The organism is uncultured Umboniibacter sp., assembly GCF_947497555.1.
Lineage (GTDB): Bacteria > Pseudomonadota > Gammaproteobacteria > Pseudomonadales > DSM-25080 > Umboniibacter.
Genome location: NZ_CANMGY010000002.1, coordinates 295,089 through 313,160 on the forward strand (window position 1 = coordinate 295,089; position 18,072 = coordinate 313,160).

Genomic DNA, 18,072 nt, shown 5'->3' on the forward strand with positions numbered 1-18,072 from the left:
CCGCTAGGCGGGGCTCATTTTATCATGAATATTCGCGAGCGTTAGAAGTTGTACGCTACACGAACACCGAAGGTACGCGGTGCGTTGTAATCACCCATTGCGCGGCCACGAGAGAATACGGTTGTTTCAGTGAGGTAAACCTCTTCCGTCACGTTCTTCGCGTAAGCCTGTACTGAGACGTCATCTAGCGGCGTGAACCAAGTAGCACGCAAATCTAGTGTAGTGTAAGCCTCTTGCTTAGCGAAGAAGTACTCTACGTTCTGCGTCTTGTACTCAGCCGAATGGTAAAGGAATGCTCCTGGAACCAACTCACCCATCGAACCCAGTGGGATGCTGTAAGAAGCGCCTAAGGCAATCGTGTAGTCAGGCGAGAAGCGAGCGTCTTTACCCTGCAGGTAATGGAAACGATCACCCGAATCAGGATCAAGTGTACCACCTTCGTCGAAACGACTTTCCTGCTCAGAGAACTCATCCAACTCGGAGAAGTCAAATGATACACCAGCGTTTAGGAACAACTGACCAGTTGCCTGCCAGTTCATCTCAATCTCAAGACCCTGCGAACTCATGCTGCCGCCCGGAGCCTGCTGCGCCAAGATAGTACCATTCTGCTCTACGAAGACAGTAGTCGAAAGACCATCAAAGTCATTTCGGTAGGCCGCGGCGTTCAAGCGCATTGAGCCGTCTAACAACGTAGACTTAACACCAATCTCGTAAGCATCAACTGTGTTTGGATCCGTCAATTCGAAGCTACCGCCACCTTTTGGTGAACCACCGATGTAACCTGTTGCCACCGAACCGTACATCATAACGTCATCGTTTAGGTTGTACTTAAGTGCCAATTTGTAGTCAGTATTGCTTGCCTTGCCATTGATCTCTTCACCTTTAACGGTGAACAACGTCGGCCAATCTGATGTGCGATCCGCAACCCACTCTGGATTATCAAAGCTTGGCGGCCAAGTACCCCAGTTTAGACCCGTGTCTAGGTACATGGTGTAAGAACGGCGCTCATCTTCCGAGTAACGGAGACCGGCTTCAAGCGTTAAGTCATCAGTTAGATCGTATGCCGCTTGACCGTAGATAGCCTGAGACTGAGTCCCACCATTACCCTGATACAACCAGTGGGCCCATACTGGGTTTTGCGGTGTAGCAGATGAGGTGTAACCCCAAACGAATTCACCACTTGTGTCACCATCACCTGAGTCATCATAGAAGTAATAGCCAAGAGTCCACTGCAGTGGGCCTTCGCTGTTAGAGTTCAAGTTAACGTCAGCTTGGATAGCTTTCGAATTAACACGCTGACCGGCTACCAGACCACAGTCTGTTGCTGGGTAGTAGTTCCACCAGGTGCAATCCAACGCTTGAGGACCACGGTTATCAAGATCTGCAGACGGGTTTGGTGAAAGGTCAGAATCCGTCAAACGGTATTCTTCATAGTCAAATAAGGTCGCAGCAGCGCGGAGCGTAGCGAAGTCTAGATCCCAGTTCAGTGCAGCACTGAAAGAGGTCTCTTTAATGTCTCGGCTAGCACCAAAATCATTCGCGATACGGTATGGATCTGGGTCAGTCGCTGCCGTGAAATCAGTTGGGTATTCGCCGGCCTGCGGACGACCGCCATTAGCGGAAGCACTAGTACCTTGACGAGGCTCCATCACGCCAGTCATACCGTTGGTTCCGCCGGTAGACGGGTTAACTGGTACACCCAATACTTTGTACGCGTAGTCAGCATTACCGTTAGCGGTATCTTCCCAGTAAGTTGCCGTTAGCGTTAGATCGAAATCATCGCTTGGATAGAAACCAAGTTGTGCACGAGCGTAGGTGTTGTCGGCATCTTTAAGGCCACCATCTTCGTTGAAAGTGTTTACAACGTATGGGTCACGGAAGGTGTCACTCGCGGTAATACGAGCGGCAAACATATCGCCCATAGGAATATTAACAAAACCTTCAACCTTACGAAGAGAGTAGTTGCCTAGCGTTGCTGCAGCCCCGAAGTCGAAATCTTCGGTACTGGGCTTGTTAGCAATAACGTTAACCAAACCACCTAAAGTGTTACGACCAAATAGCGTACCCTGCGGACCTCGAAGCACTTCGACACGCTCGACGTCTAGGTAAGAGGCTAGTGCCTGACCAGCGCGCGGTCGGTACTGTCCATCAATGTAAACAGGTACTGAGATATCGTTAGTACCAGCTGCACCAGCACCACGCATGATAATTACCGGATCGTTACCGGAGTTCTTAACCTGCATACCTGGAACGGTCTTGTCGAGATCGAGGATATTAACGATTGATAGCTCAGTTAGCTGATCCCCAGTAACAGCGGTTACTGCGACAGCCAGATCCTGAACACTTGACTCACGTTTAGTAGCGGTAACGACAATTTCCTCTAGTCCTACCGACGACTGGCTTGATGCTTCCTGTGCAGCAGCAGTGTTAGCTGCAAGTACCGCAGCAATCGATGTCGCTAGGACTGAATGCTTGGCCTTAAAGTTTGTACCCATGCCTGACTCCTCAGATGTACGTATTTGTATAATTATATTATCTGACCGATAGGTACTAGTAACTACCCATCTAGCTGCATTCTGTACTTCGAATGCAAAAAAAGTCAATAGTAACCCGCAAAAAAGTAGAATTACCTTTAACAATTAGCTGTAGAGGCTTTACCTAGTCTAGTGTTTAAAGCACAGTTCAATAAATTCACTGAGAGCTTTATTTGGAGGGTTATTATTAAAAAAATAATCATCGATCGACAATCAAAGATGGTCAACCTCTGTAACGATAAAGCAGTATTATTTGATAATTAACTCCGAATGCAATATTGGACAAAAAATAAGCAATACTTACCGCGCTTCGAATGCTTAACGAAGCTATGCCGAAAGCTAATTTACCTCGCTATTCGATACCTTCGAAGTTAAGATCAGTTTACGACTTAAGAACAGGGCACACTGAGTATGTCGGCTATAAGAAACTTCATTAAAAATGCCATCATTGGCGGCGTGGTAGTTATCCTACCTATTATGATTTTAGCGCTACTATTTCGCTGGTTATTCAGTGTGATTTCCGAGTTAATCAGCCCGATCACATTAGTCCTTCTAGAAAATTTTGATCTACCGCCCCTAGTCGGAGATATTCTCGCTCTTTCACTCATCTTGGCGCTCTGCTTCTTGCTGGGAACACTTGTTGCCACCAGTATTGGCGCTTGGGCTCATGAACGCTTCGATCGCTATGCCTCCCGATTAGCGCCGGGTTACAATTTAATCAAGGAGATTGTAGGGCAATTTTTTGGTGATAAAAGTAATTCACCCTTTGCTAAGGGCGAGGTTGCCGTGGTGCAACTTTTTGGCGTTAACTGCCCTACTAAAGTAACCGCCTTGGTTACTTCGAGACATTCGAATGGTGATTTCACCGTCTTTGTCCCCACTGGCCCGAACCCCACTTCAGGGTTAATGTATCACCTGCCACCGGAAGCTGTGACCTTATATCCTGACATTGGCGTTGAAGATATGATGCGCACAATTATTGCTTGCGGAGCGGGAACCGGAGCGCTTCTTAGTCGCCATGAAGGTGTCGCTCAAATAAAGACGGATAGTTAGAAATCTTCGCCCACGCAGTCATTGCGGCGTGTTAGATCTAGAACTATTATAGGCTCATCAATTTTTAACCTCTTCAGGACTTACTGCGCTATGCCATCCTCTCTTCAAGACCAATTACTTGCAGCCGGCCTTATTTCTAAAAAAGATGCCACCCAAGCCAATAAAAAGAAGAACAAACAGAAGAAGCAGCAACTCAAAAGCAAGCAGCCCGTTGTCGACGAGAATAAATCCAGATTGGAAGCCGAGCGTGCTGCAGCGGCTGAGCGCGACCGCAAACTCAACCGAGCGAGACAGGAAGAACAGCGCAAGAAGGAGCTTGTAGCTCAGGTTAAGCAACTCATTCTTACCAATCGAATCGCCAAAGACGGTGAGGTCGACTACAACTTCAGCTACCAATCTAAAGTCAAAAAAATTTCCGTTAGCGCGAAGCAGTTCACTGCGCTTGAAAAGAAACTTTTGGCGATAGGTATAAATGGTGATCAGTTCGAATTAATTCCAGCCGCCGTGGCATCCAAAATTGAGCAGCGTGTCCCTGACGCCGTATTATTCTGCGAAAACAAAGATGTGTTCGAACTGAGCGAAGAAGAGAAGGATTGGTACCAAGATTTTGAAATCCCTGACGACCTCGACTGGTAGCATTCCAGAGAGATGTTTTTTTGCATCCAAATAAGTGGCTCTGCCGTCTATTAAGGTAAGCAAGAAAAATTCATCTTAATAAGGAATGTAATCATGACTGAAGTTATCGCAATTTTAACGGTTTTCGGCGTTCCAGCGCTCGTACTCACTTACTTTATTCGAGCTCGAACCGCATATCGCCTCGCGATGCAGGAGACGCTTCGTTTGGCTATAGAAAAAGGCGAGACCTTGACGACCGAAACACTAGAAAATCTCAACAGAACTCGTCGAGCACCCGATGCCGACCGCCGAACCGCGTTGATTCTTCTCAGCCTGGGTGCGGCTGCGATGGCTGTTGGCTTCATGAATGGAGATCTTGAAGGATTTAAATATGCCGGTATTTTCCCATTCTGCATGGGCATAGCACTGCTACTTAACTACCAACTCCGTACTACTCAAGAAGCCTAATTTTAGTTAAGTGAACAACACAAAGCCTTCAGTTTATTGAGGGCTTCGTTGTTTCAGTTGTATCTATCCACTCCCACGACTATAATCAGGTTGAACTGACGTCATTCATACAGCTTACTCGGGGGGCAAATGAACATAACGTCCTTCAAGCGTCTAACTGTTATCGCCGTACTAGCCATTTTGGTTAGCCTGCCTATTCTTTCGTCTTTTCATAACATTGACCACCCTGGGCACACCCACGGAGAAATCTGTGTAAGTTGTGCGGTGATTGATGGTTCGTCGAAAGCGGTTAACACCACTTTAGACTTTGCCCACCGTGTCGTTTCAGACTTATTCGATTGGGCATTCCAGCAAGTAACTCCCACATTTGAACTTGCCGAGCAGCCCAAGGCAAGAGCACCGCCCTCGTCCACCTCTATTAGCTAAACCACGCTCAAACGCAAAACATATCTAATAGCACTAGCCTGCTGGGAAAAATCCCTGCAGCGTTATGGACGATTTTTAAATGAAAACTAAAACATCTAACATCTCAAAAACTACCTCTCTCAGCAGCGCAATCGCTTTCGCTTCGTTGGCATCAACACCCGTTCTGGCTCAATCAGACATTAACATTTCTGCGGTCCTTGATGGGTACTACCAAGAGGACGCATTAAGTGAAGGATTGCGCGAGGACGGATTCAATCTAGGGCACTCGGAACTTGCTATCTCTGCACCCGTTGATGATTCCTTTTACGGCAAAATGACATTGGTCGTCGCTTCGCACGAAGGTGAAGTTGAAGTTGAGCTTGAGGAAGCCTTCATTCAAACCACAGCATTACCTGCAGGCTTTGGTATCAGAGCGGGACGCATGCTGTCGGATATTGGCTATTTAAATAACCAGCATTTGCATACTGATTCTTTCAGCGAGCGCCCTATCGCCTATCGTGCCATGTTGGGTTCACATTATGCTGACGATGGTATTCGTGTTAACTGGGTCGCTCCTACAGAGACTTACCTCGCCTTTGGTGCAGAAGCGTTTTCAGGAGACGCTCTGGCACTGGAAGACGCCGAGGCTTCAGATAGCAGCATTGGTGTATCGACGCTCTATGCAAAACTTGGCGGTGACATTGGTGCATCAAGTAGCTGGCAGTTGGGTGCCGCTTATCTCCGCAATGAAAATGCTCAACGTCATTTAGAAGAGCACGATGATCATGGCGAACACGAAGAGCACGAAGAGCACGAAGAGCACGAAGAGCACGAAGAGCATGGTGATGTCGACGCACACGATGACCATGCTCATGGCCACGGTCCTGCGTATGGCGGCAAGAACATGGCAATCTTCGATGCCACCTACAAATGGGCGCCAAATGGCAACTACAAGTATCAGAGCCTTTCACTAAGCGCTGAACTGCTAATCGCCGACGACCTCTACGAGGAAGTCGATTTAGATGAGCAAAACACCGGTTGGTACGTGTCTGGTATTTACCAGATCAATCCAAATTGGTCAGTTGCTTCGCGCTACGGTAAATTCAAAGGCTGGAGCTTCCATGAATTCCATACTGAAGCTGATGGCACCACCGTTGCTGAGTTCGAAGCGGAAGAGACAACTAACACTAGCCTTTCCGTTGGCTGGCATCCGTCACACTTTTCGGTGATTCGATTATTTGCCGCGAAAGAAGAAATTTCCGGGGACTCATCAAGCAGTGACACTGTTGTCGGCATTAGCTTTAACACTGCCATAGGAGCTCACGGTGCACACGCCTATTAAAAAAATGGTGTTGGGGGCGGCGCTTATAGCAGCGTCCGCCACCTCTCAAGCACTAAATATCTTCGCCTGCGAACCAGAGTGGGCGGCCCTAGCTAAAGAGATTGCGCCGGATGCTAGCATCTATGCCGCCACTAGCGCACTGCAAGATCCTCACAACGTTCAAGCAAGACCCAGTCTGATTGCACAGTTTCGCCGTGCCGACTTGGCGATTTGCTCGGGGGCGGAACTCGAAGTTGGCTGGTTACCGATGCTGCAAATGAAGGCGAATAACCGCGATCTACGAACAGGTCAACCGGGTATGTTTTTCGCCGCGGAAGTAGTGGAGACGTTGGATAAACTGGAACGAGTAGATCGCTCAATGGGTGATGTGCATGCCGCTGGTAATCCTCATTTCCACCTCTCCCCAAGCCGGGTTGAGTTGGTGGCTAAGGAGTTGACTAAACGCCTTGGTGAGGTCGACGGGGAGAATCGGGCGAGCTATCAGCAAAACCTGAGCGACTTTTTGACCAGATGGTCTACTGCAACGCAGCGCTGGGAAACACGTGCCGAGGTGCTTAATGGCAATAAATATATTGCCTATCACTCTAGCTTTCGCTATCTATTCGATTGGCTTTCGTTGGAACAGATTGGCGATTTGGAGCCTCAACCCGGCCTTCCGCCTACGCCTGCTCACCTCGCTTCACTGCTCGAATTGAGTCGCAGTGAAAACGTGGCCGCCATTGTCTACACTGGCTATCAAGATAGCCGGGGTGCCGAGTGGCTAAGTGAACGTACTGATATTGAAGAGAGCCAGCTATCTTATACAGCGAGTGAGGCCCATCCAAGCTTATTCGATGTTTATGAATCTCTAATCGATGAGTTAATGCGACTGCACGATGATAAATAGCGATCTCATTGGTATCCTTCTGCCCGCTCTCGTAGCGGGCCTTATTGTCCTGGCGACACATATTCCGCTTGGCAAGCAGGTACTCAAGCGCAATATTATCTTCATTGATCTCGCAATCGCTCAGATTGCGGCATTCGGCGCCATCTTGGCTGAACTCCATCACCACGAATGGACGTCAGAACACTGGCATTGGCTACTTCCCATCGCCTTCGCGCTCGCCGGCGCCCTGCTAATTAGTCAGTTGGAAAAGTTGGTTCGCCAAGAATTAGAGGCCTTTATTGGGTTGCTCTATGTCCTTGCTGCAGTCTGTGGCGTGCTAGTTCTAGCGGACTCACCCCATGGCGATGAATTACTTCAGTCGATGCTGGCGGGACAAATTCTCTGGACTGACTGGGGTGACCTCTTCGTTCCAGCCATTGTTTCTGCAGTGCTAGTAGGCTTATGGATATGGTTTCCACCTCAGCAAAACGCAACCATTTTCTACCTCAGTTTTGCCGTCGCAATCACCCTTAGCGTTCAACTTGTTGGTGTATATCTCGTCTTTACCAGCTTGATTGTCCCCGCGGTTGCCACCAGCGCACTGAAGAGCTATCGCACAACCATTGCGGTGATCATTGGCGTGCTAGGCTACTTCTTGGGTTTGCTAAGTTCTTTACTCTTCGACCTCCCCTCGGGCGCCGCCATCGTGGCAACGCTGATTACGGTAGGACTATGCAGCAAAGTCATCATCGCGCTCCTATACAGATTAGGAGCCGTTGCTAGCTCCTAGTTTAGTTAGAAGCTCGGTTAAGGTTGTCGCTGAATTTACTCCCAAGCGGCATCCTTTTTCCTTCCCTGCATCGTTTATGAATAACAACTTTTACCTGTACTACGCTGGATATTCCTTCGTCGAACACTCGGAAATTACCCACCATTTTAATCTTGACTAGTTTACTAGGTTATTTATAATGCGCGGCAGTACACGAGGTAAATTTCATGCGCTTAACTACCAAAGGTCGATATGCTGTAACGGCATTGCTAGATCTCGCAATTAATCAACGTAATGGCACGATTAGCTTGGCAGATATTTCTACACGTCAAGAGATCTCCTTATCCTATCTTGAGCAATTATTCTCTAAACTACGCAGACGTGGCTTAGTAAGCTCTGTGCGCGGTCCAGGTGGCGGCTATCGTTTAGCCGTGGATACCAACGATATCAACATTGCCGATATTGTCGACGCGGTTGACGAAAGCATTGATGCAACGAATTGTAACGGCCGAGGCAACTGCCACGAAGGCAACATGTGTTTAACACATCACCTATGGATGGACCTGAGTGTGCAGATTCGTGACTTCCTAAAAAGTATCTCTCTGGCCGCCCTCATCGAGCGCGAGGAGATCCGACGAATTTCAGTTCAACAACAGCAATTACAGACTAGCGGCAAGATCCCTCTAACCGCCATCTAGTTTAACCACTGGGTCTGTTCTGCCGCTGAGTAAGCGGCTTCTGATTTTTAGAGACTTATTATGACTGAACAAATAGATCAAGCCATCCAACGAGAGTACGAAGCGGGTTTCGTTACCGACGTGGAAACCGAAACCTTTGAGCCCGGGCTGAATGAAGATGTCATCCGCCGAATCAGCGCGATGAAGAATGAGCCTGAATGGATGCTTGAATGGCGCCTCGATGCTTACCGTGACTGGTGCAAAATGGAAGAGCCTGATTGGGCTCACGTTGAATATCCAAAGATTGATTTCCAAAAAATCGCCTACTATTCGGCACCTAAGAGTATGGCCGACAAGCCTCAAAGTCTTGATGAAGTTGACCCTGAACTATTGCGTACCTATGAGAAGCTGGGTATCCCCCTTGAAGAACAAAAGATGTTAGCTGGGGTAGCCATGGATGTGGTCTTCGACTCGGTTTCAGTCGTGACAACCTTCAAAGAGAAGCTCTACGAGGCAGGAGTCATCTTCTGCTCGATTTCCGAGGCTTTGCAGAAATATCCAGAACTCGTTAAACAGTACATCGGCAGCGTGGTTCCGAAAAAAGACAACTACTACGCAGCGCTAAATTGCGCCGTATTTACCGATGGAAGCTTTGTCTATATCCCTAAGGGCGTTCGCTGCCCCATGGAACTGTCAACTTACTTCCGTATCAATGAGCAGAACACGGGGCAATTCGAACGAACACTCATCATTGCCGACGAAGGAAGCCACGTAAGTTACCTAGAAGGTTGTACCGCACCCCAACGCGATGAGAACCAGCTTCACGCTGCAGTGGTTGAATTGGTTGCGCTAGACGATTCGGAAATTAAGTATTCTACCGTGCAGAACTGGTACCCCGGCGACGAAGAAGGCCGCGGTGGTATTTATAATTTTGTTACCAAGCGTGCCGTCGCGCACACCAATGCGAAGGTTTCTTGGACGCAGGTGGAAACAGGTTCGGCTGTCACCTGGAAATACCCAAGCTGTATCCTCCGCGGTGACAATAGTGTGGGTGAATTCTACTCGGTGGCATTAACTCGGGGCCGTCAGCAAGCTGACACTGGAACCAAGATGATTCACCTTGGTAAAAATACGAAGTCGACGATTATTTCCAAGGGAATTTCCGCCGGCAGATCCAATAATAGTTATCGAGGTCTTGTTCGCATGGGTCCACGCGCCGACGGGGCACGTAACTTCACCCAGTGTGACTCGCTGCTGATTGGCGATCAATGTGGTGCACATACTTTCCCGTATGTAGAGACTAAGAATCCTACAGCCATTGTCGAGCATGAGGCTACCACCTCGAAGGTCTCCGACGATCAAATGTTCCTCTGTCAGCAACGGGGTCTAGATCCAGAAAAGGCGGTATCAATGATCGTCAACGGTTTCTGTAAAGAAGTGTTTAAAGAATTACCCATGGAGTTTGCCGTCGAGGCGGGCAAGTTACTTGAAATCAGCCTTGAAGGCTCGGTCGGTTAAGCGTTTAGGAAACAACATGTTATCAATCAAAAATTTACACGCACGCGTAGAAGAAAAAACCATCCTTAAAGGACTTAATCTTGAAGTTAAGCCGGGTGAAGTTCACGCTATTATGGGTCCTAACGGAGCTGGTAAGTCTACCTTAGGTTATGTACTGTCTGGCCGCGACGGCTATGAAGTAGAGTCTGGTAGCGCCAGCCTAAATAACGCCGATCTCCTCGACTTAGAAGCCGAAGAACGTGCCCATGCCGGATTATTTCTCGCGTTCCAATATCCCGTTGAGATTCCTGGCGTTAGTAACCTGGAGTTTCTCAAGGCGGCTGTTGATGCAAATCGTGCTGCGAAGGGCTTAGAGCCAATGTCGTCAAAGGAACTTCTTAAGACGGCGAAGGAAGTCTGTAAGGAAGTTGATCTTCCCATTGCTTTCCTCAAGCGTGGCGTCAACGAAGGCTTCTCTGGTGGTGAAAAGAAACGTAACGAAATCATGCAGATGATGATGTTGAAGCCGTCACTGTGCATTCTAGATGAAACCGACTCAGGTCTTGATATCGACGCGCTGCAGGTTGTTGCGAAAGGCGTTAATAGTCAGCGCAGTCCAGAGCGTTCATTCGTAGTGGTCACTCACTATCAACGCCTTCTAGACTTTATTAAGCCGGATTTCGTTCACGTACTTGCGGACGGTAAGATTGTGAAGTCTGGCGGTCCTGAACTGGCCCTAGAGCTCGAGAAACACGGTTACGCTTGGTTAGAGGAAAAATCGGCATGAGCCACTGGTTTGATCGCACCCAAGACGCGGCAAAGCGTGGCCCGTTAACCCAGTTTCAAGCACAGCAGCTCCAAGCTCTTGCGAATACGGCTTGGCCTACTCGCAAGACCGAAGCGTGGCGCTACACGAGCCTATTCGGTCTGGCTGAAGAACAGTTCGCTGCACCGAGTCAGCAGTTGTTGAACCCGGACTTCGCTGACATTGAGACCATTGATGTCCTATTCGATGGCGAGCAATGGCAGCTGCCAACGTCGCTACCCAATGGCTTAAGTATTCGCTTAGAAACAGTTGATACAGCGCTGACTAAGCCCAACCACCATATTTTTGGCTTGATTAATGACACCCGTACCCAGCAGTCACTAACTATCAAAGTAGCTGAGTCGGCTTCCATTACTCAGCCGATTCGAATCGCTGTAGCAGCTCAGCTTAACTGCGAGCAATTTGCTCGTGTTACCGCCGAGCTAGGCAATCACTCACAATGCACGGTCATTGAGCAGCTCGCTGGCAACAGCGAAGGATTGAGCTCCCTGTTCTGCGAGTACGACGTTGCTGATTCGGCTCACCTCAACCACTATCGCTTCCAATTACAGGGCGACCTACATTACAGCATCGGTGGTAACCATATCCGTCTGGGCAACCAATCGCAGCTCGATAGCCATGTAGTCGGGTTTGGCTCAAAGCTAAGTCGCTTAGATATTGACGTAGAGCATGCCGGTGAGCACGCGCAAGCTAATCTCAATGCCATTTTCTTGCTCGATGGAAAAGAACATTTTGACCTCCACACTACCATTGAACATGCGATGCCTAATGGCACCACGGAAGAGAATGTTCGAGGCATTGTGGCAGACCGCTCAAAGGCCACCTTTAACGGTAGAATCCATATCCATCGTGATGCTCAGAAAACCTTGGCCGAGCTAAATAATCGCAACCTATTGATGTCCCGTAATGCGGAGCTCAATACCAAGCCAGAGCTTGAGATTTACGCGGATGATGTTCGCTGTGCACACGGTGCTACGGTGGCTGAACTCGATGAAAAGTCGATGTACTACCTCACCTCTCGCGGAATTTCGCGTCAAGATGCCCAAATTATGTTGAATTTTGGTTTCATCAATGAGTTAGTCGACCAAATGCAACATGAGGCCGTCGCCGAATGGTTGCGCCCTCAACTGCGCCAGCGCTTCGCTCAGATGAAGCAGGTTTAGGAGAAGTCAGTGTTTAACGTTGATGCCATTCGTCAAGAATTTCCCATTCTTCAACGAGAAGTGCATGGGAAGCCACTAGTTTATTTAGACAATGCAGCGACTACCCAGAAGCCGCAGTGTGTGATCGACAGCCTGACAGCCTACTACACCTCCACGAATTCAAACGTCCATCGAGGTGCCCACTGTCTTGCTGACGAAGCAACGCGCGCCTATGAAGGGGCACGGACACAAGTGGCAGGCTTTATCAATGCCGCTACTGAGCGAGAAGTTATTTGGACCAGTGGTACCACTGAAGGCATCAATATCATTGCCCGCGGTATGGCGGATCGTTTAGCGCCGCGTCACAACGTTATCGTCTCGGAAATGGAACACCACGCTAACCTCATTCCCTGGCAGCAGGCGTGTCATCGCAGCGGCGCTGAGTTGCGTATTGCCCCTATTAATGAAGCCGGTGATATTGACCTTGAGGGTCTAGCGAAGCTTATCGATGCCAATACTGCAATCTTAAGTGTGGCGCATATTTCCAACGCTCTGGGTACCATCAATCCCGTCAAGAAAATTGGCGAGATGTTAAAGGCGACTAATCCAACTGCCCTGTTAATGATTGATGGCGCCCAGGGAATTGCCCACGGCGATGTCGATGTGCAAGCGCTTGGCTGTGATTTCTACGCCTTTTCTGGCCACAAGGTCTTTGGACCAACCGGCGTTGGCGTGCTTTGGGGACGCGAAGCCGTTCTGGCCGACTGGCCGGTTTGGCAAACGGGTGGTGAGATGATCAGCTCCGTTACCTATCAATCGGCCGAGTGGAACGTTCTGCCTTCGCGACTCGAGGCAGGTACGCCTAATATCGCGGGTGCAATTGCCCTAGGTACTGCTATTAACTGGCTAGGCCAACAGGATCTCGAAGGCTTACGCGCCCACGAGCAACAACTTATTCGTTATGCCGATGAACGCGCAGCGGCACTATCCGGCTTTAGACAAATTGGTACCGCCCAACAGCGTATTGGCGTATTGAGCTTCGTCCTGTCTCAGGGGCACGCTGCGGATGTCGGCTTCCTTCTCGATCGTCAGGGAATTGCTATTCGCACCGGTAATCACTGCGCTGAACCCTTAATGGAGCGCTTTGGTTTGAATGGCTCTGCACGCGCATCCTTTTCTATTTACAACACACTCGATGAAATCGATCTGCTGTTTAATGGCATTGAAAAAGCCAAGATGATGCTGGAGTAGACCAATGACCACTGCCTTTGATCCAACTCAAGAACTAATTTCCGTCACCGACGCCGCGGTAGAATTTCTCAGCGCTGCCGCCGCTAAGCAGCCGGAAAAGTCGGTGAGGTTTAGCACTAAACCAGCGGGCTGTAGCGGCTACGCCTATACGCTCGATTTCGTCGACGAGACTCACACTAGCGATGTAATGGTTAGCGCCGGTAATGAGCTTAAAATTGCTGTTGATACCGAGTCCATCGCGATGCTGAAGGGCACGATTATTGACGTCGAGCAGCTTGGCTTAAATCGAGTTATTAAATACATTAATCCCAACGTCACCGGCGAGTGTGGCTGTGGCGAAAGCTTCTCCGTAAGCTAAGAGACCGTTATTTTATGCAACAAAAGTTGGTCACAACTGTGAAAGAATGCCCGGCTCGTCGAGTACCAAGTGGTGAGAGCGCCATCATTCCGGTCGGTCAATTTATCACGATCAATCAGAGTCTAGGTGGTAACTTCACGGTAACGTACCTGGGTAATATGTATCGAATTGATGGAACCGATGCCGATGCGATTGGCCAAACCGTAGATGTAGTCAAGTTTGCACAGCACGGTGGTACACATGTTGATAAGGATCAGATTTGGCAGGCATTAGATTCAATCTTCGACCCTGAGATCCCTATTTCGCTAGTCGAATTAGGGCTCATCTATAAAGTCGCCATCAACGATCGTGATAATAGTGTACTGATCGATATGACACTCACTGCACCAGGGTGCGGCATGGGTCCGGTTTTAGTTGGCGACGTGGAATACCGTGTAGCCAAGGTTCCCAATGTAAACAGCGTAGTCGTTAACCTCGTTTTCGATCCACCATGGACGCGCGAAATGATGAGTGAAGAAGCACAACTTGAAGCAGGACTCTTTTTCTAATGAATTTGACCACTACCGAGATCATTGACGATTTAGAATTCTTTGATGATTGGGAAGAACGCTATAAGTACATTATTGACTTGGGCAAAGAGCTTCCGCCCTTCGAGGAACAGTTTCGCCTTGATGAGAATCTCGTAAAGGGCTGTCAATCGAGTGTCTGGCTACATACTGAGCGCGATAACAACGTTTTTCGCTTTAGCGTGGATAGCGACGCAATCATTGTTCGAGGACTACTAGCGCTAGTTTTGGCGGCGTTTGATGAGAAAACTGCGGCGCAGATTACCGACTTTGACATCGACGGCTATTTCTCGGAGATTGATTTAGAAAATCATCTTTCGCCTACGCGCGGAAATGGCTTGAGAGCAATCGTTGCTAAAATTAAGGCGTTAGCTGCAGCAGCTTAGCACTGCCCGCAAACTATCTTGAGTTCCCTAAGCGTCCGTCAGTGCGTCGGCGCAAAGTTTGATGTGGATGGCCATGTGTGCATCGCGCTGTAACTGACGCACGGTATCTTCTAGATAAACAATCCTCGCCTGCGCCTCAGCGGCAATCACCGCGGCATCTTCAACACTCGCTTCGCCAGAGGCTATGGATTCGAGCTTATCTTTCACTGACATCTTATTCTCTTTATCTAGCAGGATGGGATTGGTACGGCTAAGTTATTATCACAAAAAACAACGCGTTAATGAATGATTAATCTGTGTTTTGATCGGTTAATAATAGCCGCCTGCCTATTAGCCCTACCGACGAGGTATAGCCACGACTCAGATAAAGAATTTCACCCGGATAGTTAATCCAAAGGTATGTAGGCGTTACACTTGCTCCCATTGACTTAAACCAGCGGCCTTCGCGATCATTATAAGCCACAAAGTCATAGCCTTTGCGGCTTATGAAATCCTGTATCTCGCGATCGCTACCAGACTGAACTGCCACGGTTGTGCTGAGATAGTCCCTACCGTAGTCACTAACGTTCGCTGAGCTGATACTACAGACCGAGCACCAGGTGGCCCAAATGTAGACGAGAAGAGGCTCACCAGCCTTAAACCGCTCCAGTTCCTCAGGAGCAAGTTGCGCGACGATGGGTGCGAGCTGAGCAGCACTGAGCCCCGCTCGCTCGTTAGTTGACAGGAGCCAACGTTCGAACGCAAACAGTACCGCGATAAATATGAGTATTTGGATGCCCAGCGTCGCGATCAGCTTTGCCGGGCGTTTAGGCCACGCTATTTTTTGAGTGAGGCCACTTGGAAATAGTTTCATTGGTTGAGATTAACAAACTGCGATCAACTTCTCTATTGCGCAGTTACCGAGGCACTTAGCTCTGCATTCGTATCCGCCGTCGAATCTAGCTCCATCATAATTTCATTACGACGAAAGAACGGGAGTATCCAAGGCGCATCATAGAATGCATATACTGGAGCCCCCTTGACTAGCAATTCGTTGGCTTCAATGTAGGCCATGAGTTCCGCCTGATGTTCGCGCATGTTTGCACTGGTGTTTCTGCCCGAGAATTCAATGGCGACGTAACGTTTAGCCGAGATCGGTTTGATCTCAATACGCTCGTTTACAGGCATAGGAAGTGTGTTCATGGTGTATTCTGAAGGCATAACAAAGCTCACCTGCCAACCTTCGTCGTTAAGCTGTTGCTGAACCGGTGCTGTCATGGCAATCTCGGCACTTTGATTTTGCTGAACTGGAGCCGTCATCGCAATTTCTTGATTAACCGTGTTATTGCCAAAAATATAGTCTGCGAGAATCCTGAAGCCGTCACCCATGGCATCAGTGCGTTCTCCCGTCATTCTAACCTCGGCAATAATCATCGGCTGATATTCACGGATCTCGATATTGTCGGTAGAGCGAATAACGTCGTAGCGTGGTATTTCAACGTCACTCACCGCGTTCCCCGCAAATAAAATCCCGAAAACAGTAAAACTCACTAGCGTGTAAGTCCATTTCATTATCATCGTGTCCTCTCTAAACAACCGTAAAGGTTGACCATGATTTATCTCAAAAATTATCCGAAAGTAAGCAGGAAGCTCAATGCTCAATGCTCAATGATTCATTTCATAACCGTCTTCGTTCTGATCAAGCTGTTGGATCATTGGACTAATACTTAGTATTGGGTAGTCGAATCGCGTCTACTTGCTAAAACGAATACTGGGGATCTACTAACCGAAGGTTCAACGTACGGCGCCGATGGGCACAAAGTGTCAGGAACACAAGTGTCGATGTTTCGCTACCCGGCCCGATACCCGTTTACGCCAAAGTTTAAAACTCGACGCTTTCAGATGCCTCCTCATCAAACGTATTGTTTGCCGTTCACTGAATCCGGTTTCTAACTCAATATCATCGAATGAAGTTTTATCACACCACGCCATAGCGACCAATTCGCTAACAAGGGCCGGGGATAAGCTATCAGACGAAGGATGTTCTGCGTTCATATCAGCGCCCCCCTTAAGTGTCTAACAACTTTAGCGGCTGACGTGAAGGCACCTTCTACCCGCCCTCCTTCACACCAGTCGCCGCAGACGGCGAGATTAAGCCGAGTGTCCACAAACGCGTCGTGACTAAGATGATGCTGAGTGTTGTTGGCGTATCTCCAGGTGTGCAGTGCTTGATGTTGTGCTTGGCTTAAATCATGTCCTATTACGCGCCCTGCTTCAGCAATCAGGTGGGACATCGATCCACTGGGATCATCAAGGTTTAAGCGTCCGTACTCCTCAGAAGAATGTACCACCAACGAAAACGGCTCGGTTCGCCCGGGTTTAGAGCTATTCACCGCAATCCAGCTAACGTCTGACTGTTCAATATGCGCGGCATCAAAGTTGACCTCTATGGCGCTTTCAAAGCCTAGCATTAATGAAATACAGCCCACCATTTGAATGGCCTTAATAGCTCCTAAATGTTCAAAAGACTGAGGAAGTAGCGCGACAGACTGCGGAGCAGGCGCGCAAAGAATCACCCAGTCGTATTGGCCATGGCGAGTGCCACTCTGATCAACCAAGTACCAACTATCATGCTGCTGTCTAAGGGATTCTATTCGCGTCCCAGTAATGACTTCGACCCCACCAGCGATGTGCTTACAAAGCTGGTTCATGCCGCCAACTCCCACATAGCGTGGTTCGCCGGTAGTCCAATCCGATACGTCAATAACTTCGCTGCCCGCAAACTTTTGATAGCGAGCGTTCCAACGCGCAATCGCGCCACTTGAGACATAGGGTGAAATAAAGGCAGAGAATTCGGGGGTACGAGCGGTAAAGTACTGTGCTCCGTGATCAAAAACATAGGGTAAAGCACGCCGAGTAGCCTGGCGCCCACCTACTCCTCTGGCTTTATCAAATACTGTCACCGAGGCATAATCTCTGAGTAGAGTTGCCGCTGTTAGACCGGCTAAACCTGCGCCTATAATGGCTATTTTCGTCATTACGAATCCTCAAGTAGCTAATTAACAATAGTTTGTTGGCTTCGCCACCCGTCAAATGTGGCCCACCATTACCCACCTTTAATCAGAGCGTGACGCAGCTAATAGGATGGGGAAATTTAAGGCTATTTTAGAGTAACCCTTATATCGGTATTGGTGGTGTTTGGATCAGCCTTAGTAGGTCAATGTGTTCAAACGGTTTGTCTTGATCTGCTATGCCAATCAATTCTTCAATTGCTAAAAATCGATGGACGAAGAGACTGTGTAACGTTAATGATGCGACTCATGTCATGCTGGTCTATGA

21 protein-coding genes are annotated in these 18,072 nt (G+C 48.7%); 15 read left to right on the top strand and 6 right to left on the bottom strand.

Translation table 11 applies throughout. The annotated features are described in order from the left end of the window. Positions 1 to 41: 41 nt before the first annotated feature. Positions 42 to 2,495: a TonB-dependent receptor gene (locus Q0698_RS04170; protein WP_298634032.1), complete on the bottom strand. Its 2,454-nt coding sequence runs from the start codon at positions 2,493 to 2,495 to the stop codon at positions 42 to 44. Positions 2,496 to 2,945: 450 nt separating this feature from the next. On the opposite strand from Q0698_RS04170, the gene Q0698_RS04175 reads away from it, so the two are divergent. The 15 genes from Q0698_RS04175 (at position 2,946) to Q0698_RS04245 (ending at position 14,754) form a co-directional block, all read left to right on the top strand. Then, positions 2,946 to 3,587: a DUF502 domain-containing protein gene (locus Q0698_RS04175; RefSeq protein WP_298634034.1), complete on the top strand. Its 642-nt coding sequence runs from the start codon at positions 2,946 to 2,948 to the stop codon at positions 3,585 to 3,587. A 90-nt stretch (positions 3,588 to 3,677) separates the two neighbouring features. Further along, positions 3,678 to 4,223, top strand: coding sequence for a DUF2058 family protein (locus tag Q0698_RS04180; RefSeq protein ID WP_298634035.1), 546 nt, complete (start codon positions 3,678 to 3,680; stop codon positions 4,221 to 4,223). Positions 4,224 to 4,316: 93 nt separating this feature from the next. Next, positions 4,317 to 4,670 carry a DUF6249 domain-containing protein gene (locus Q0698_RS04185; protein ID WP_298634037.1) on the top strand — a complete coding sequence of 118 codons (354 nt, stop codon included), beginning with the start codon at positions 4,317 to 4,319 and terminating at the stop codon, positions 4,668 to 4,670. 129 nt (positions 4,671 to 4,799) lie between these two features. Continuing rightward, complete coding sequence (locus tag Q0698_RS04190) at positions 4,800 to 5,096, top strand: hypothetical protein (protein ID WP_298634039.1); 297 nt, start codon at positions 4,800 to 4,802, stop codon at positions 5,094 to 5,096. 79 nt (positions 5,097 to 5,175) lie between these two features. Continuing rightward, complete coding sequence (locus Q0698_RS04195) at positions 5,176 to 6,417, top strand: hypothetical protein (RefSeq protein ID WP_298634041.1); 1,242 nt, start codon at positions 5,176 to 5,178, stop codon at positions 6,415 to 6,417. After that, positions 6,401 to 7,303, top strand: coding sequence for a zinc ABC transporter substrate-binding protein (locus tag Q0698_RS04200; protein WP_298634043.1), 903 nt, complete (start codon positions 6,401 to 6,403; stop codon positions 7,301 to 7,303). The genes Q0698_RS04195 and Q0698_RS04200 overlap by 17 nt, the downstream gene beginning before the upstream one ends. Continuing rightward, positions 7,293 to 8,072, top strand: a complete 780-nt coding sequence (locus tag Q0698_RS04205; RefSeq protein WP_298634045.1) for a metal ABC transporter permease — start codon at positions 7,293 to 7,295, stop codon at positions 8,070 to 8,072. The genes Q0698_RS04200 and Q0698_RS04205 overlap by 11 nt, the downstream gene beginning before the upstream one ends. Positions 8,073 to 8,278: 206 nt before the next feature. Then, positions 8,279 to 8,749 carry a Fe-S cluster assembly transcriptional regulator IscR gene (gene iscR / locus Q0698_RS04210; protein WP_298634047.1) on the top strand — a complete coding sequence of 157 codons (471 nt, stop codon included), beginning with the start codon at positions 8,279 to 8,281 and terminating at the stop codon, positions 8,747 to 8,749. A 60-nt stretch (positions 8,750 to 8,809) separates the two neighbouring features. Beyond that, positions 8,810 to 10,246 (top strand): Fe-S cluster assembly protein SufB, encoded by a 1,437-nt coding sequence (gene sufB / locus Q0698_RS04215; protein WP_298634048.1) that lies wholly within the window; start codon positions 8,810 to 8,812, stop codon positions 10,244 to 10,246. A gap of 16 nt (positions 10,247 to 10,262) precedes the next feature. Then, positions 10,263 to 11,012 (top strand): Fe-S cluster assembly ATPase SufC, encoded by a 750-nt coding sequence (gene sufC, locus Q0698_RS04220; RefSeq protein WP_298634049.1) that lies wholly within the window; start codon positions 10,263 to 10,265, stop codon positions 11,010 to 11,012. Beyond that, positions 11,009 to 12,214, top strand: coding sequence for a Fe-S cluster assembly protein SufD (gene sufD, locus Q0698_RS04225; RefSeq protein ID WP_298634052.1), 1,206 nt, complete (start codon positions 11,009 to 11,011; stop codon positions 12,212 to 12,214). The genes sufC and sufD overlap by 4 nt, the downstream gene beginning before the upstream one ends. Positions 12,215 to 12,223: 9 nt before the next feature. Next, the gene (locus Q0698_RS04230; protein ID WP_298634054.1) at positions 12,224 to 13,444 is read left to right on the top strand and encodes a cysteine desulfurase; all 1,221 of its coding nucleotides are present in this window, start codon (positions 12,224 to 12,226) and stop codon (positions 13,442 to 13,444) included. A gap of 4 nt (positions 13,445 to 13,448) precedes the next feature. Beyond that, positions 13,449 to 13,802, top strand: a complete 354-nt coding sequence (locus Q0698_RS04235) for an iron-sulfur cluster assembly accessory protein (protein ID WP_298634056.1) — start codon at positions 13,449 to 13,451, stop codon at positions 13,800 to 13,802. A gap of 14 nt (positions 13,803 to 13,816) precedes the next feature. Further along, positions 13,817 to 14,350, top strand: a complete 534-nt coding sequence (gene sufT / locus Q0698_RS04240) for a putative Fe-S cluster assembly protein SufT (RefSeq protein WP_298634058.1) — start codon at positions 13,817 to 13,819, stop codon at positions 14,348 to 14,350. Next, complete coding sequence (locus Q0698_RS04245; RefSeq protein ID WP_298634060.1) at positions 14,350 to 14,754, top strand: SufE family protein; 405 nt, start codon at positions 14,350 to 14,352, stop codon at positions 14,752 to 14,754. Before sufT ends, Q0698_RS04245 begins: the two co-directional genes overlap by 1 nt. Before the next feature lie 27 nt (positions 14,755 to 14,781). Here Q0698_RS04245 and Q0698_RS04250 read toward each other — a convergent pair whose 3' ends face one another. From Q0698_RS04250 to Q0698_RS04270, 5 genes are all read right to left on the bottom strand, one after another. Next, positions 14,782 to 14,967 carry a hypothetical protein gene (locus Q0698_RS04250; RefSeq protein WP_298634062.1) on the bottom strand — a complete coding sequence of 62 codons (186 nt, stop codon included), beginning with the start codon at positions 14,965 to 14,967 and terminating at the stop codon, positions 14,782 to 14,784. A gap of 76 nt (positions 14,968 to 15,043) precedes the next feature. Beyond that, positions 15,044 to 15,607: a redoxin family protein gene (locus Q0698_RS04255; protein WP_298634064.1), complete on the bottom strand. Its 564-nt coding sequence runs from the start codon at positions 15,605 to 15,607 to the stop codon at positions 15,044 to 15,046. Between the two features lie 32 nt (positions 15,608 to 15,639). Then, entirely contained in the window at positions 15,640 to 16,305 is a 666-nt protein-coding gene (locus Q0698_RS04260) for a heme-binding protein (protein ID WP_298634066.1), read from the bottom strand. A 252-nt stretch (positions 16,306 to 16,557) separates the two neighbouring features. Next, complete coding sequence (locus Q0698_RS04265; protein ID WP_298634068.1) at positions 16,558 to 16,788, bottom strand: TIGR03643 family protein; 231 nt, start codon at positions 16,786 to 16,788, stop codon at positions 16,558 to 16,560. After that, positions 16,785 to 17,771, bottom strand: a complete 987-nt coding sequence (locus tag Q0698_RS04270) for an FAD-dependent oxidoreductase (RefSeq protein ID WP_298634070.1) — start codon at positions 17,769 to 17,771, stop codon at positions 16,785 to 16,787. The genes Q0698_RS04265 and Q0698_RS04270 overlap by 4 nt, the downstream gene beginning before the upstream one ends. Positions 17,772 to 18,072: the final 301 nt, after the last annotated feature.

Coding starts and splice junctions, on each gene's coding strand:
- Q0698_RS04250 (WP_298634062.1), bottom strand. CDS start 14,967: ATGTCAGTGAAAGATAAGCTCGAATCCATAGCCTCTGGCGAAGCGAGT.
- sufD (WP_298634052.1), top strand. CDS start 11,009: ATGAGCCACTGGTTTGATCGCACCCAAGACGCGGCAAAGCGTGGCCCG.
- sufB (WP_298634048.1), top strand. CDS start 8,810: ATGACTGAACAAATAGATCAAGCCATCCAACGAGAGTACGAAGCGGGT.
- Q0698_RS04265 (WP_298634068.1), bottom strand. CDS start 16,788: ATGAACGCAGAACATCCTTCGTCTGATAGCTTATCCCCGGCCCTTGTT.
- Q0698_RS04260 (WP_298634066.1), bottom strand. CDS start 16,305: ATGAAATGGACTTACACGCTAGTGAGTTTTACTGTTTTCGGGATTTTA.
- Q0698_RS04205 (WP_298634045.1), top strand. CDS start 7,293: ATGATAAATAGCGATCTCATTGGTATCCTTCTGCCCGCTCTCGTAGCG.
- Q0698_RS04255 (WP_298634064.1), bottom strand. CDS start 15,607: ATGAAACTATTTCCAAGTGGCCTCACTCAAAAAATAGCGTGGCCTAAA.
- iscR (WP_298634047.1), top strand. CDS start 8,279: ATGCGCTTAACTACCAAAGGTCGATATGCTGTAACGGCATTGCTAGAT.
- Q0698_RS04195 (WP_298634041.1), top strand. CDS start 5,176: ATGAAAACTAAAACATCTAACATCTCAAAAACTACCTCTCTCAGCAGC.
- sufT (WP_298634058.1), top strand. CDS start 13,817: ATGCAACAAAAGTTGGTCACAACTGTGAAAGAATGCCCGGCTCGTCGA.
- sufC (WP_298634049.1), top strand. CDS start 10,263: ATGTTATCAATCAAAAATTTACACGCACGCGTAGAAGAAAAAACCATC.
- Q0698_RS04175 (WP_298634034.1), top strand. CDS start 2,946: ATGTCGGCTATAAGAAACTTCATTAAAAATGCCATCATTGGCGGCGTG.
- Q0698_RS04190 (WP_298634039.1), top strand. CDS start 4,800: ATGAACATAACGTCCTTCAAGCGTCTAACTGTTATCGCCGTACTAGCC.
- Q0698_RS04185 (WP_298634037.1), top strand. CDS start 4,317: ATGACTGAAGTTATCGCAATTTTAACGGTTTTCGGCGTTCCAGCGCTC.
- Q0698_RS04235 (WP_298634056.1), top strand. CDS start 13,449: ATGACCACTGCCTTTGATCCAACTCAAGAACTAATTTCCGTCACCGAC.
- Q0698_RS04270 (WP_298634070.1), bottom strand. CDS start 17,771: ATGACGAAAATAGCCATTATAGGCGCAGGTTTAGCCGGTCTAACAGCG.
- Q0698_RS04245 (WP_298634060.1), top strand. CDS start 14,350: ATGAATTTGACCACTACCGAGATCATTGACGATTTAGAATTCTTTGAT.
- Q0698_RS04180 (WP_298634035.1), top strand. CDS start 3,678: ATGCCATCCTCTCTTCAAGACCAATTACTTGCAGCCGGCCTTATTTCT.
- Q0698_RS04170 (WP_298634032.1), bottom strand. CDS start 2,495: ATGGGTACAAACTTTAAGGCCAAGCATTCAGTCCTAGCGACATCGATT.